Annotated in this window: 10 protein-coding genes; 4 read left to right on the top strand and 6 right to left on the bottom strand. The window is 56.2% G+C overall.

Annotated features, from left to right (window positions below):
• Positions 1-162: 162 nt before the first annotated feature.
• The 4 genes from prpB (at position 163) to prpE (ending at position 5,828) form a co-directional block, all read left to right on the top strand.
• Positions 163-1,044 carry a methylisocitrate lyase gene (gene prpB / locus GBC03_24285; protein QFS73100.1) on the top strand — a complete coding sequence of 294 codons (882 nt, stop codon included), beginning with the start codon at positions 163-165 and terminating at the stop codon, positions 1,042-1,044.
• Between the two features lie 200 nt (positions 1,045-1,244).
• A complete protein-coding gene (gene prpC, locus GBC03_24280) occupies positions 1,245-2,414 on the top strand; it encodes a 2-methylcitrate synthase (GenBank protein QFS73099.1) in 1,170 nt (389 codons plus the stop codon).
• 36 nt (positions 2,415-2,450) lie between these two features.
• A complete protein-coding gene (locus tag GBC03_24275) occupies positions 2,451-3,902 on the top strand; it encodes a bifunctional 2-methylcitrate dehydratase/aconitate hydratase (protein ID QFS73098.1) in 1,452 nt (483 codons plus the stop codon).
• Between the two features lie 39 nt (positions 3,903-3,941).
• Positions 3,942-5,828: a propionate--CoA ligase gene (gene prpE, locus GBC03_24270; protein ID QFS73097.1), complete on the top strand. Its 1,887-nt coding sequence runs from the start codon at positions 3,942-3,944 to the stop codon at positions 5,826-5,828.
• A gap of 51 nt (positions 5,829-5,879) precedes the next feature.
• Here prpE and lacA read toward each other — a convergent pair whose 3' ends face one another.
• The 6 genes from lacA to GBC03_24240 all read right to left on the bottom strand — a co-directional run bounded on the left by lacA (position 5,880) and on the right by GBC03_24240 (position 13,892).
• The gene (lacA, locus tag GBC03_24265) at positions 5,880-6,497 is read right to left on the bottom strand and encodes a galactoside O-acetyltransferase (protein QFS73096.1); all 618 of its coding nucleotides are present in this window, start codon (positions 6,495-6,497) and stop codon (positions 5,880-5,882) included.
• Between the two features lie 29 nt (positions 6,498-6,526).
• A complete protein-coding gene (locus GBC03_24260) occupies positions 6,527-7,780 on the bottom strand; it encodes an MFS transporter (GenBank protein QFS73095.1) in 1,254 nt (417 codons plus the stop codon).
• 51 nt (positions 7,781-7,831) lie between these two features.
• The gene (locus GBC03_24255; protein ID QFS73094.1) at positions 7,832-10,915 is read right to left on the bottom strand and encodes a beta-galactosidase; all 3,084 of its coding nucleotides are present in this window, start codon (positions 10,913-10,915) and stop codon (positions 7,832-7,834) included.
• A 110-nt stretch (positions 10,916-11,025) separates the two neighbouring features.
• Positions 11,026-12,105 (bottom strand): LacI family DNA-binding transcriptional regulator, encoded by a 1,080-nt coding sequence (locus tag GBC03_24250; protein QFS73093.1) that lies wholly within the window; start codon positions 12,103-12,105, stop codon positions 11,026-11,028.
• Between the two features lie 34 nt (positions 12,106-12,139).
• Positions 12,140-13,096 (bottom strand): helix-turn-helix domain-containing protein, encoded by a 957-nt coding sequence (locus GBC03_24245; protein ID QFS73092.1) that lies wholly within the window; start codon positions 13,094-13,096, stop codon positions 12,140-12,142.
• A 19-nt stretch (positions 13,097-13,115) separates the two neighbouring features.
• Complete coding sequence (locus GBC03_24240; GenBank protein QFS73091.1) at positions 13,116-13,892, bottom strand: MBL fold metallo-hydrolase; 777 nt, start codon at positions 13,890-13,892, stop codon at positions 13,116-13,118.
• Positions 13,893-14,153 lie beyond the last annotated feature (261 nt).

Genomic DNA, 14,153 nt, shown 5'->3' with positions numbered 1-14,153 from the left:
GTTAGCTGACACGTTTATTTTTGCGCATCGCGACATAAAACATCTTATATTGTTGTTATATATAAGATTATTGAAAATAACCAGTCGCAAACAGCCTTTGGCATAGCCCTTGCTTTATGTGAATCAACGGTAAGTAACAAGTTGATAACACGAGGATGGACTATGTCTCTGGATTCTCCGGGTCAGGCGTTTCGCGCTGCACTCACCAAAGAAAACCCCTTACAAATTGTCGGCACCATCAACGCCAACCATGCGCTGCTGGCCCAGCGTGCCGGGTATCAGGCGATTTATCTTTCTGGCGGCGGCGTCGCGGCCGGTTCGCTGGGACTGCCGGATCTGGGGATCTCCACCCTGGATGACGTATTGACCGACATTCGCCGCATCACCGACGTGTGTCCGCTGCCGCTGCTGGTGGATGCCGATATCGGCTTTGGCGCTTCGGCGTTTAACGTCGCGCGCACCGTGAAGTCGATGATCAAAGCCGGGGCGGCGGCGCTACACATCGAAGATCAGATCGGTGCCAAGCGCTGCGGCCATCGTCCGAATAAAGCGATCGTGTCGAAAGAAGAGATGGTCGATCGCATTCGTGCGGCGGTGGATGCCCGTACCGATCCCAACTTTGTTGTCATGGCGCGTACCGATGCCCTGGCCGTAGAAGGTTTAGCGGCGGCGATCGATCGTGCGCAGGCCTATGTCGAAGCGGGCGCCGATATGCTGTTCCCGGAAGCGATCACGGAGCTTTCGATGTACCGCCAGTTTGCCGATGCGGTCCAGGTTCCCATTCTCGCTAATATCACCGAATTTGGCGCCACGCCGCTGTTCACGACCGACGAACTGCGCAGCGCTAACGTGGCAATGGCGCTCTATCCGCTCTCGGCATTCCGCGCCATGAACCGGGCCGCCGAAAAGGTCTACAACGTGCTGCGCCAGGAAGGGACGCAAAAGAGCGTTATCGACATTATGCAGACCCGCAACGAACTGTACGAAAGCATCAATTACTACCAGTACGAAGAGAAGCTGGATGCCCTGAACCTGAAACCGTAGGCCAGATAAACGCAGTGCCATCCGGCAGTGCCTGATGGCGGCTGCGCCTTATCTGGCCTACACAACGGGATGCCCTGAACCTGAAACCGTAGGCCGGATAAACGCAGTGCCATCCGGCAGTGCCTGATGGCGGCTACGCCTTATCAGGCCTGGACGAAAACCCTCAATACCCTACACATGATAATAATGACGAGGACAACATGAGCGACACAACGATCCTGCAAAATAATACCCATGTCATTAAGCCTAAAAAATCCGTCGCGCTGTCCGGCGTACCGGCGGGCAACACCGCGCTATGCACCGTTGGCAAAAGCGGTAACGATCTCCACTATCGCGGCTACGATATTCTCGATCTCGCCCAACAGTGCGAATTTGAAGAAGTGGCGCATCTGCTGATTCACGGAAAACTCCCGACCCGTGACGAACTTCAGGCATACAAAATCAAACTCAAAGCGCTGCGTGGATTACCGGCCAATGTCCGTACCGTGCTGGAAGCGCTGCCGGCGGCGTCGCATCCGATGGACGTCATGCGCACTGGCGTATCGGCCCTGGGCTGTACGCTGCCGGAAAAAGAGGGGCATACCGTTTCCGGCGCGCGTGATATCGCCGACAAGCTGCTGGCCTCGCTCAGTTCCATTCTTCTTTACTGGTATCACTACAGCCACAACGGCGAGCGTATCCAGCCAGAAACCGATGACGACTCCATCGGCGGCCATTTTCTGCATCTGCTGCACGGCGAAAAGCCGTCGCAGAGCTGGGAAAAAGCGATGCACATTTCGCTGGTGCTGTACGCCGAGCACGAGTTCAATGCATCCACCTTTACCAGCCGCGTGATTGCCGGGACTGGCTCCGACGTCTATTCGGCGATTATTGGCGCGATTGGCGCACTGCGTGGCCCGAAGCACGGCGGGGCGAACGAAGTGTCGCTGGAAATTCAACAGCGCTATGAAACGCCGGACGAAGCCGAGGCCGATATTCGTAAACGCGTGGAAAACAAAGAGGTGGTGATTGGTTTCGGTCATCCGGTCTACACCCTTGCCGATCCGCGCCATCAGGTCATTAAGAAGGTGGCGAGACAGCTTTCCGAAGAAGGCGGGTCGCTGAAGATGTACAACATTGCCGATCGTCTGGAAACGGTAATGTGGGAAACGAAAAAGATGTTCCCGAATCTCGACTGGTTCTCGGCGGTTTCCTACAACATGATGGGTGTTCCCACCGAAATGTTTACCCCGCTGTTTGTTATCGCCCGCGTCACCGGTTGGGCGGCGCACATCATCGAGCAGCGCCAGGACAACAAAATTATCCGTCCTTCCGCCAATTACACCGGCCCGGAAGACCGCGCATTTGTCGCGTTGGATCAGCGTAACTAATTCTCCTTCAAACGATAAAAAACAGGAATATCGCTAATGTCAGCTCAAGTAATGAATGTTCGCCCGGAATTCGATCGTGAAATCGTTGATATCGTTGATTACGTGATGAACTACGAAGTCACCTCGAAGGTGGCATATGACACCGCGCACTACTGTCTGCTCGATACGCTGGGCTGCGGTCTGGAAGCGCTGGAGTATCCGGCCTGTAAAAAACTGATGGGCCCGATTGTACCGGGAACCGTCGTACCCAACGGCGTGCGCGTGCCGGGTACCCAATTTCAGCTCGACCCGGTACAGGCCGCGTTTAACATCGGCGCGATGATCCGCTGGCTCGACTTCAATGACACCTGGCTGGCGGCGGAATGGGGCCATCCTTCCGATAACCTCGGCGGGATCCTGGCGACTGCGGACTGGCTGTCGCGCAACGCGGTCGCGGCGGGTAAAGCGCCGCTGACGATGAAACAGGTGCTGACCGGGATGATCAAGGCTCACGAAATTCAGGGCTGTATCGCGCTGGAAAACGCCTTTAACCGCGTGGGGCTTGACCACGTTCTGCTGGTCAAAGTGGCCTCCACCGCCGTGGTCGCCGAACTGCTGGGACTGACGCGTGATGAGATCCTCAATGCGGTTTCGCTGGCGTGGGTCGACGGGCAGTCGTTGCGCACCTATCGCCATGCGCCGAATACCGGCACGCGTAAATCCTGGGCGGCAGGCGATGCGACCTCGCGCGCGGTGCGTCTGGCGCTGATGGCCAAAACCGGTGAGATGGGCTATCCCTCGGCGCTGACGGCGAAAACCTGGGGCTTTTATGATGTCTCGTTCAAAGGGGCGTCGTTCCGCTTCCAGCGTCCGTACGGCTCCTACGTGATGGAAAACGTGTTGTTCAAAATCTCTTTCCCGGCGGAGTTCCACTCTCAGACGGCGGTCGAAGCGGCAATGACCCTGTACGCACAGATGCAGGCGGCAGGTAAGTGCGCCGCGGATATCGAGAAGGTGACCATTCGCACGCACGAAGCCTGCATTCGCATCATCGACAAGCAGGGGCCGCTGAATAACCCGGCCGATCGCGACCACTGTATTCAGTACATGGTGGCGATCCCGCTGCTGTTCGGACGCTTAACGGCGGCAGACTATGAGGACGATGTGGCGCAGGACAAACGTATCGATTCCCTGCGCGAGAAGATGAACTGCTTTGAAGATCCGACGTTTACCGCGGACTATCACGACCCGGAAAAACGCGCCATCGCCAACGCCATTACTCTTGAATTTACCGACGGCACGCGTTTTGACGAGGTGGCGGTGGAGTATCCGATTGGTCACGCGCGTCGCCGTACCGATGGGATCCCTAAACTTATCGAAAAATTCAAAATTAACCTGGCGCGTCAGTTCCCGGCCCGCCAACAGCAGCGCATCCTGGATGTCTCCCTGGACAGAACTCGCCTGGAGCAGATGCCGGTCAATGAATATATGGACCTTTATGTCATCTAGAGCCCACCTCATCAGGCGTAAGTTCAACAGGAGAGCGTTATGTCTTTTAGCGAATTTTATCAGCGTTCCATTACGCAACCGGAGGCGTTCTGGGCCGAGCAGGCCCGGCGCATCGACTGGCAGCAGCCGTTTACCCGCACGCTGGACCACAGCAATCCGCCGTTTGCCCGCTGGTTTTGCGGCGGTACCACCAACCTGTGTCATAACGCCATTGACCGCTGGCTGGATAGACAACCGGATGCGCTGGCGCTGATCGCCGTCTCATCCGAGACCGAAGAGGAGCGCACCTTCACCTTCAGTCAGTTATATGACGAAGTGAACGTGGTGGCGTCGATGCTGCAATCGCTTGGCGTGCAGCGCGGCGATCGGGTGCTGGTCTACATGCCGATGATTGCCGAGGCGCATATCACGCTGCTGGCCTGCGCACGGATTGGCGCGATCCACTCGGTGGTGTTCGGCGGTTTTGCCTCGCATAGCGTGGCGGCGCGGATCGATGACGCGAAGCCGGTGCTGATTGTCTCCGCCGATGCGGGAGCGCGCGGCGGTAAAGTGTTGCCCTACAAAAAGCTGCTCGATGAGGCTATCGATCAGGCGCAGCATCAGCCGAAACAAGTGCTGTTGGTGGACCGGGGACTGGCGAAAATGGCGCGCGTGACCGGTCGCGATCTCGATTTTGCCACTCTGCGCCAGCAGCATCTCGGCGCCACGGTGCCGGTGACGTGGCTGGAGTCCAACGAAACCTCCTGCATTCTCTATACCTCTGGCACCACCGGCAAACCTAAAGGCGTGCAGCGAGACGTCGGTGGCTATGCGGTGGCACTGGCGACCTCAATGGACACCATTTTTGGCGGCAAAGCGGGCGGCGTGTTTTTTTGCGCGTCGGATATCGGTTGGGTTGTGGGGCACTCCTACATCGTTTATGCGCCGCTGTTAGCGGGGATGGCAACGATTGTGTATGAAGGGCTGCCGACGTATCCGGACTGCGGCGTGTGGTGGAAAATCGTCGAAAAATATCAGGTCAACCGGATGTTCTCGGCACCGACCGCCATTCGCGTGCTGAAGAAGTTTCCAACCGCGCAGATCCGCAATCACGATCTCTCTTCACTGGAGGTGCTCTATCTGGCGGGTGAACCGCTGGATGAACCGACCGCAAGTTGGGTGACCGAAACGCTGGGTGTGCCGGTGGTCGATAACTACTGGCAGACCGAATCCGGCTGGCCAATTATGGCGCTGGCCCGTGCGCTGGATGACCGTCCATCGCGCCTCGGCAGCCCCGGCGTGCCGATGTACGGCTATAACGTGCAGTTGCTCAATGAGGTAACCGGCGAACCTTGCGGTGCCAACGAGAAGGGGATGGTGGTCATCGAAGGGCCGTTGCCACCCGGTTGTATTCAGACCATCTGGGGCGACGACGCGCGGTTTGTGAATACCTACTGGTCGCTGTTTAACCGTCAGGTGTATGCCACGTTTGACTGGGGGATTCGCGACGCCGACGGCTACTACTTCATCCTCGGACGTACGGATGATGTGATTAATGTCGCCGGGCATCGACTGGGCACGCGGGAAATCGAGGAGAGTATCTCCAGCTATCCGAACGTGGCGGAAGTGGCGGTAGTGGGGGTGAAAGATGCGCTGAAAGGGCAGGTGGCGGTGGCGTTTGTCATTCCCAAACAGAGCGATAGCCTCGAAGATCCGGACGTGGCGCATTCGGAAGAGAAGGCAATCATGGCGCTGGTGGACAGTCAGATTGGCAACTTTGGACGTCCCGCTCACGTCTGGTTTGTTTCGCAACTGCCGAAAACCCGATCCGGCAAGATGCTCCGCCGCACGATCCAGGCGATTTGTGAAGGCCGCGATCCGGGCGATCTCACTACCCTTGACGATCCGGCGGCGCTGCAGCAAATACGCCAGGCGATGGAAGAGTAACCGGGCATCGTAACCGTAGCCGGATGTACCGCGCGAGCGATGCATCCGGCATTACGGCTTAGCTGACGGCTCTACTTTATAATTCTTGTAATAATATTCTTTATCTCTTTCGTTAATCGTTCTGATAACCCGACAGGGAACCCCCACGGCAACCACATCAGATGGAATGTCCTTTGTTACTACGCTACCTGCGCCGATAACCGAATTATCGCCAATCGTGACGCCAGGATTGATAACCACGTGACTGCCAATCCATACGTTATTACCTATGGTTACCGGGAAAGAGAACATTTCCCCGGATTTTCTCAATTCATGGTGAATGGGATGTCCTGTTACCGATATCGTGACGTTTGGCGCAATCAGGACATTATTACCGATAGTGACCGTGTAATCATCCACGATGGTAAAGTTAAAATTAGCGTAAAAATTATCGCCAACATGAATATTGGTACCGTAAGAGAAATACATCGGTGGCTCTATCCACGCGTGTTCCCCCACGGTGCCAAACATTTCACGAATCAGTTTTTCCCTCTTTTCAATCTCGGAGGGGCGCGAATGGTTAAATTCGTACATTAACTCTTTTCCGCACAGCCTCTCCTGTGGCAGACCTTCGGACATATCGGTAAACAGTTTTCCAGCTTTTATTCGGTCTCTTATCGAAACGTTCATTGAAGATATTCCATCCTTGTTATTTATATTCAAACTTGTTTACTCGCCTGTGCGAAGACGCGGGAAAATGGCCCCGGCCCACTCAGGGTAAAGACCGAAATGAGCGTAAAGCTCAGTGCGATCAGCCCCAGTATCAGATACGTCCCCTGGAAACCCACGCTTTCATACATGTTGCCGGCAAAGACGGACATGAAAATCATCGCCAACTGTTTGAAGAAACAGAAGCACACCAGATAAATTGTGGCCGAGAAACGCACCTCAAACTGGCTGGTGATGTATTTGAAGCAGCCGACGATCAGGAAGGGGATCTCAAACATATGCAGCGTTTTCAGGATGACGACTTCCAGCGCGCTGGTGGCAAACGAGGAACCGATGATCCGTACTGACATAATGGTACCCGCCAGCAGCAGCGCGTTCTTTCCGCCAATTCGGTTAACAATCAGCGGCGCAAAGAACATGATGGAAGCGTTCAGCAGTTCTCCCAGCGTGGTGACGTAGCCAAAAACGCGTGTACCTTGTTCGCCCGTCGTAAAGAATGAGGTGAAGAAGTTGGCGAACTGTTGGTCAAACACATCGTAAGTACAGGATACACCGACCACGTACAGCGAAAGGAACCACAGCTTCGGTTGCTTAAACAGTTCCAGCGCCAGCTTCAGGCTGAAGGCGGACTGGTTGGCGCCTACTGCATCTGCAACCTTTGCAGAAGAGGGCGCATCCGCTTTTGAGAAAAACAACAGTATCGCCAGAATCACCGCACAGCCGGAACCCAACCAAAAAACGAACTGGTTATTGATGGTGAACATAATCCCGGTAATAGAGGCGCATAGCGCCCAGCCTACGCAGCCAAACATACGTGCGCGGCCAAATTCAAAATGGCTGCGGCGGCTGGCTTTTTCAATATAAGCCTCAATAGCAGGGGCCCCGGCGTTGTAGATAAAACCAAGATAAATCCCGCCGACGATCGAGCCGAGTAATATATTGAACTGAAGTAACGGACCAAAAACGTAAATGAAAAAAGGTGCGAACATTACCAGCATCCCGGTAATGATCCACAACAGATGTTTACGCAGACCGAGCTTATCCGAGAGCAGGCCAAAGATGGGCTGAAACAGAAGTGAAAACAGTGAGATGCAGGCGAAAATGACGCCGGTGTCACCTTTGCTGATATGGTTGATATCGTGTAACCAGATCGGGAAAAACGGGAAGTAGGCTCCCATAATGAAAAAATAAAAGAAGAAGAAAAAGCCGAACATCCAGAAATTAGTATTTTTCAAATAATACATGTGGACTTCCTTACGCGACTAACGGGCAGGCGCTGACCTGCCCGGCTTTTATTATTTTTGGCCCCAGACAATCTGGTAGTGATAACGCCCGGCGCTCAACTGGAATTCCGGCGACACCGATGGGCTCCAGGAGTCGTCTCCACCGACGCCCATATGGAAACCATCAACATTCAGCCAGCTCCCGGCTTCCGGTTGCAGCAGGTGACGGTGGCTGGTTTCCATCAGTTGCTTCTGGCTGTAGCGACTAATGTTGAACTGGAAGTCGCCACGCCAGACGTGCGCACCGTACTTCAGTTCCCGCGTACCACAGCGCAGGCCGTTTTCGCTCGGGAAGACATACGGCGTATACATCTCATCCAGTGACAAATCCCAACGGTCAAAACAGGCGGCAGACAGGCGGTCCGGGTAGTTTTCATGTGGACCGAGCCCCAGCCAGTTGACCCGTTCTGCTACCTGCGCCAGTTGGCAGGTCAGGCCGATACGTGCCGGATGCGGCGTACCGCTGGCGACATCGACATCAACGGCAATCTGCATTTCGCCGTGGCCGTCAATACGCCAGATTTTACGGCTAATAAACAAAGTGTTGCCCTGATACTGCCAGGCGTGGACGGTGGCGATCTGTACCGCGTCGGCAAGGGCGTCGGCATCGCACTGCAGCAGTACCGCCTGGAGCTGATAATGCCCGGCGGCTTTCCAGCGCTCGACCCAGGCATTGGGGTCAATGCGGGTCGCTTCACTGACGCCAATATCGTTATCCAGTGGCGCACGGGTGAACCGATCGCTCAGCGGTGTCAGTAACTGGGCTTCATCGCCAATCCAGTATTGCGTTAACGTGCCCTGCTGACGGCAGAATTCCCAACGCGTCGTGTGAAGTGCCACGTGAAAGGCCGCATCAGTGACGCTGAGTTGCGGCGCAGTACGGGCTCGCGGCGAGCAGATGATGTTCAGTTTTTCCTCCAGCGGCCACTGTTGCCAGGCGCTGACATGACCGGCGGGCGACCATGCGGTTGCCTGCGGTTGCTCCACGCGCACCGTTAGCCAGAGCTGACCCGCGCTGTCAGGCTGCGCGATGTCGGGGAGGGTGATAACCTGACGGCCCTGCGCAGCGATATCAAGCGGGATCTCCCCGGTGGCTATTGGGTTGCCTTCCAGCGCAATCGACCAGTGCAGGATCTCATTATCGCTATGGCGGAACAGGTATTCGCTGGTGACCTCAATCTTACGTTCGGCACCCGGTAGAAGCGTAAACTGGAAAAACTGCTGCGCGTGCTTCGCTTCATACAGCGACGGATGCGGTGTCCGGTCGGCAAACACCAGTCCATCCATACAGAACTGGCGATCGTTAGGCGTGTCGCCAAAGTCGCCGCCGTACGCGGACCAGGGGTTGCCTTTGTCATCGTATTTAATCAGCGACTGATCGACCCAGTCCCAGACGAAACCTCCCTGCAAGCGTGGATACTGACGGAACGCCTGCCAGTATTTGGCGAACCCTCCCAGACTGTTGCCCATCGCGTGAGCGTATTCGCACAAGATGAGCGGGCGCTGCTCACCGGGCAGCGACAGCCATTTTTTGATTGACCACTTCGGTACCGCCGGGAACGGCTGATCCTGATCGACACGGGCATACATCGGGCAAATGATATCCGTCGCCGCAGTGTCCGCGCCGCCGCCTTCATACTGCACCGGGCGTGACGGGTCTTCTGATTTCAGCCAGCGGTACAGTGCGTCATGGTTGGCGCCGTGACCCGATTCGTTCCCCAGTGACCAGATGATAATGCTCGGATGGTTGCGATCGCGCTGTACCATTCGCGTCACACGCTGGCTCATCGCGGGCAGCCAGGTCGGGTCGTCGCTCAGGCGATTCATCGGCACCATGCCGTGGGTCTCGATGTTGGCCTCATCCACCACGTACAGACCATAGCGATCGCAGAGCGTGTACCATCGCGGGTGGTTCGGATAGTGGGAGCAGCGCACGGCATTAAAGTTATTCTGTTTCATCAGAATGATGTCCTGCACCATCGTTTCTTCGTCCATCACCTGGCCGTTTTCAGGGTGATGTTCATGCCGGTTGGTACCGCGAATCAGCAGAGGTTTACCGTTCAACAACAGCAGGCCGTTTTCAATGCTCACCCGGCGGAAGCCGACATCGCAGGCCTCGGCTTCAATAAGTGTGCCGTCAGCGGTATGCAGTTGTACGACCGCGCGATAAAGATGCGGCGTTTCGGCGCTCCACAGTGAAGGATTGTCAACATTCAGACGCAGAGTCGTGCGATCGCCGTAGGCACCGCGCTCATCAATAATCTCACTGCCAAAAGGCGCGGTGCTTTCGCCCATCAGCACGTCGCCATCCCATAGTTGAACGGTCACCCGCAGACAGTCACGCGGCTCACCGCGCATGCTGACGTCGGCTGCCAATATTGCCCGGCTGAAATCTTCGTTGAGGTGGGTGGTGATGCGTAGATCGCTGATTTGGGTGGCGGGTTTATTTAACAGGGAGACATCGCGAAAGATGCCGCTCATCCGCCACATATCCTGATCTTCCAGATAGCTGCCATCGCTCCAGCGCAGCACCATCACCGCCAGACGGTTCTCACCGCTGACCAGAAACGCGCTGAGATCAAATTCGGACGGCAGGCGACTGTCCTGACCGTAGCCCACCCAACGCCCGTTGCACCAGAGATGAAAGGCGGAATTCACGCCATCAAAGATAATTCGCGTCTGTCCATCGCGACGTTCGGCTTCGTTGATATTGAATGTGAGCGAATAACAACCCGTTGCATTTTCATGAGGCACGTACGGCGGATTGACCGGGATCGGATAGGTTACGTTGGTATAAACTGGCGCGTCATAGCCGTGCATCTGCCAGTTTGATGGCACAACGATCGTATCGGCAGTATCCAGATCGCTCAGTCGCCAACTTTCCGGCACCGCTTCCGGCGAGGCGAACCAGTTAAATTTCCACGCACCGTTCAGGCTACGAACCGATGATGAGGGATGATTGTCTCGCGCCTCAGTCGCGTCGCGCCAACTGGCAAAAGGAGGATGTGCCTCCAGACGGTTAAGCTGTGTGACGCCGGGATTTTCCCAGTCGCGTCGAGCCAGTACGGCGGCGAGTGAGTCCGTAGTGAATGTCATGGCTGTATCCTGTTGATAATTGTTATTCGCTCACAATTTTATTCAACATACGAGGGAAGCCAGAAAGCTGTAAAGCCTGAGGAGCCTAATGAGTGAACTGACTCACATTATTACGGCCGATTTAACAACGCGACCTGACGCGCCAGTTGAATCAGCGAGTCGGCCAGCGCCTGCGGGGAGGTGTGCTGTTTTTCAGGGGGCAGAACGGTTTTTCGCTCCACCAGCGTGACCGGCAGCAGTTGATTTCCGAGGGTCGATTCGCCGCGGGAAAGTTGCAGCAGGCGATCGACGCTGGTCTGGCCGAGAAGGGCAAAATCTTGCCTGATGGTCGTGAGCGGCGGGATGTAGCAGGCGCTGTCCTCGGTATCGTCATAACCCACTACCGAAATGTCACTTGCCACGCGCAGGCCAAATTCGCTGATGGCCCGCATCGCGCCCAGCGCCATTTGATCGTTTGCCACCAGCATTGCGCCGGGGATGATGCCTGCACTGAGCATTTGCTGCGTCTGCAAAAAACCGGACATCGCGCTCCAGTCGCCTTCTTGTTCTGCGACCGGTTGCAACTGGTGGCGAGCAAGGTATTTATGCCAGCCCGCCAGGCGCAGGCGCGCCGAAACGGAAGTGCGGGGGCCCGCTAACAAAGCAATGCGCTGGTGTCCGTGCTGGACCAGATGTTCAACACCCAGTCGGGCACCATCATCGTGCGAGAAAATAATACTGTTGATCGGGGAAAGATCAGACACGTCGAGGAACAAAACGGGTACCGTACCGCAGGAGGCGGCGACGGCGATGGCATCTTCTTCATCAAGGGGGTAGTTAATAATCAGCCCCGTTACCCGCTGCGCCAGCAGGTTATGTACTGCCGCTTTGCAGGCGTCGACACCGCTGCGTTCAACCATCGCAATCACCACGCTGGCGCCGGACTGGTCGGCGCGCGACTTGATGGACGCGACAATCTGCGAAGGGGCATGCAGTGCCAGATTGGACGTTGCTACGCCAATAAGCGGCGTGTGTTTTCCGGCCAGTTGTTGGGCGACGCGGTTGGGGATGTAATTCAGCTCCGCCATGGCGGCTTCAACTTTTTGCCGGGTTTTCGCGGAAACGTGGCTCGCCTGATTTACCACGCGGGATACCGTCTGATAGGAGACGCCAGCGTGGTCTGCAACATCGTATAGCGTTACCGGTTTCACAATCCTTTCCCCTGAATTCAATATGTTCTGCGCGCTATGATGCCACACCCTGAAAGGTTTTTCGCCATTCAGCCGGGCTGACGCCAAAGCGAGACTTAAAATGCTGACGCCAGGTCACCGGGGACAGAAAACCGACCTCCCCGGCGATACGCTCAACGGGAAGCGAGGTGGATTCCAGCAGTTCCTGGCTACGGCGCAGGCGTTCATTGATCAACCATTGGGCGACGCCTGAGCCGGTTGCTTGCATAAAATGACGGCTCAGCGTGCGGCGACTCATCATCACTTTTTTCGCCAGCGAATCCAGGTCGTGCTGTTCATGGCTATGCTGGCGCAGATAGTCCAGCAGGCTGTTAATCCGTTGATCCTGGGTGTTTTTCGCCACCGGCTGGGCAATAAACTGCGCCTGACCGCCCTCGCGATGCGGCGGCACAATCATCCGGCGCGCAATCTGATTCGCCACCGTGCTGCCAAACCGCTGGCGGATGAGATACAGACAGCAGTCGAGCGCGGCGGCGGTGCCTGCCGAGGTGATGATACCGTCATCGTCGACATACAGGGCGTTGATATCCAGGTGCGCGTCCGGAAAACGCGCCTGAAAATCGGCTTCAAACTCCCAGTGGGTGGCGGCGCGCCTGCCGTCCAGCAGTCCTGCATAGCCGAGGACAAATGCCCCCAGGCACAATCCAACCACCTGCGCGCCGTTTTGTCGGGCCTGAACCAGCGCATCGAGCAGCGACTGCGGCGGGCGGCGGTCGGTCGTTCCCCACCAGGGGACAATCACGATATCGGCTGCGGTCACCGCCTCCAGTCCCTGGGGTGCGGTGACGGAAAAGCCTTCCCGGGAGGCGACAACACCTGGGATTTCAGCGCAAATCTGCACCTCAAAGCGTTTCTTTGCAGCCGCTTTTTCACTGAACATGATGCACGGCACCGAGAAGTGAAACGGACTGAAATCTTCAACGGCGACGATCGCGACGGTGACAGGGCGCATACTTTTCCTCGGCTGGGGGTTAGAACGTCAGGGTTTCCCCATCTTCCGGTACCCGGACACATTCTGCAATCTGGTTATCGCGGGCGTATTCCCTGAGCGCGGTACGCGTCAACAGGCAGTGGTTTATCGCTTCCATGTGAATCGCCACAATTTGCGCATCGGGCAGTACGAAGTGGGTTTTCAGCACATCTTCTGCCCCCATGATGATGGCACCAAAACCGATCACGTGTGCAAACCCGGCGTTCAGTACTACCACATCAGGCTGGAATGTGACCATGTTGGCTTCGACCTCATCGCGCCAGATAGTATCGCCGACCAAATACAGCGTTTTTTCCTGTGGATGCTGGAACACAATCCCGCAGGCATCGCCCATTCGCTCAGCCATGGCAGGAATGGCGTACAGCCGGTCGGATCCGTGCTGGCCGCCTGTTTTACGCAACGTGATCTCACCCAGCCGGGTATTGTCCGTCAGCACCGTGAGTTGACTAAAACCCTGCGCCCGCAGGATTTGTACATCCTGTTCGTTCTGTACATAAATCGGCTTCTCTTTCGGCACGACCTTTGCGGCGACGTCGTCCCAGTGGTCCGCATGGAGATGGGTGACGATCAGCGCATCGGCCTGCAACAGGGTGTTGAGATCGCAGGGGAGTTCAACCGTTGGATTACGGATCTCCGCCCGCGCCGTGCCGGGAAAGCCGGGATACGCACCTTTCGGGGCAAGCATCGGATCGACGAGAAAGGTTTTACCACCAAAGGTAATCAACTGGGTGGCGTTGCGAATATGGGTGATGTTCATGGTGATACTCCACGTGAGGGGCCAGTGGTCTCATCCTGGAGTGTTGACCAGAAACTGAATAGGGGCAAATGGGCGAATAACGATGGGATTGGGCCAACAGGGTAGACCAGACCCCGCAGTAAAACAGAAGAGTGCAATGTGGCTTTTCCGTGGCGTCGCAGAGATATTTACCGCGCGATAGCCAGGAGACGGCATATCTTTAGTCAGGAACCGTAATTGAGCATCCTTTACGATATGATAATAAAAATCTGAACATCACTC

Source organism: Citrobacter telavivensis (assembly GCA_009363175.1).
Lineage (GTDB): Bacteria > Pseudomonadota > Gammaproteobacteria > Enterobacterales > Enterobacteriaceae > Citrobacter_A > Citrobacter_A telavivensis.
This window is presented reverse-complemented; position numbering and strand designations above follow the sequence as displayed.

Excerpts from the sequence above, each read along its gene's own strand:
- prpB (QFS73100.1), top strand. The coding sequence starts at position 163 with ATGTCTCTGGATTCTCCGGGTCAGGCGTTTCGCGCTGCACTCACCAAA.
- prpC (QFS73099.1), top strand. The coding sequence starts at position 1,245 with ATGAGCGACACAACGATCCTGCAAAATAATACCCATGTCATTAAGCCT.
- GBC03_24275 (QFS73098.1), top strand. The coding sequence starts at position 2,451 with ATGTCAGCTCAAGTAATGAATGTTCGCCCGGAATTCGATCGTGAAATC.
- prpE (QFS73097.1), top strand. The coding sequence starts at position 3,942 with ATGTCTTTTAGCGAATTTTATCAGCGTTCCATTACGCAACCGGAGGCG.
- lacA (QFS73096.1), bottom strand. The coding sequence starts at position 6,497 with ATGAACGTTTCGATAAGAGACCGAATAAAAGCTGGAAAACTGTTTACC.
- GBC03_24260 (QFS73095.1), bottom strand. The coding sequence starts at position 7,780 with ATGTATTATTTGAAAAATACTAATTTCTGGATGTTCGGCTTTTTCTTC.
- GBC03_24255 (QFS73094.1), bottom strand. The coding sequence starts at position 10,915 with ATGACATTCACTACGGACTCACTCGCCGCCGTACTGGCTCGACGCGAC.
- GBC03_24245 (QFS73092.1), bottom strand. The coding sequence starts at position 13,096 with ATGCGCCCTGTCACCGTCGCGATCGTCGCCGTTGAAGATTTCAGTCCG.
- GBC03_24240 (QFS73091.1), bottom strand. The coding sequence starts at position 13,892 with ATGAACATCACCCATATTCGCAACGCCACCCAGTTGATTACCTTTGGT.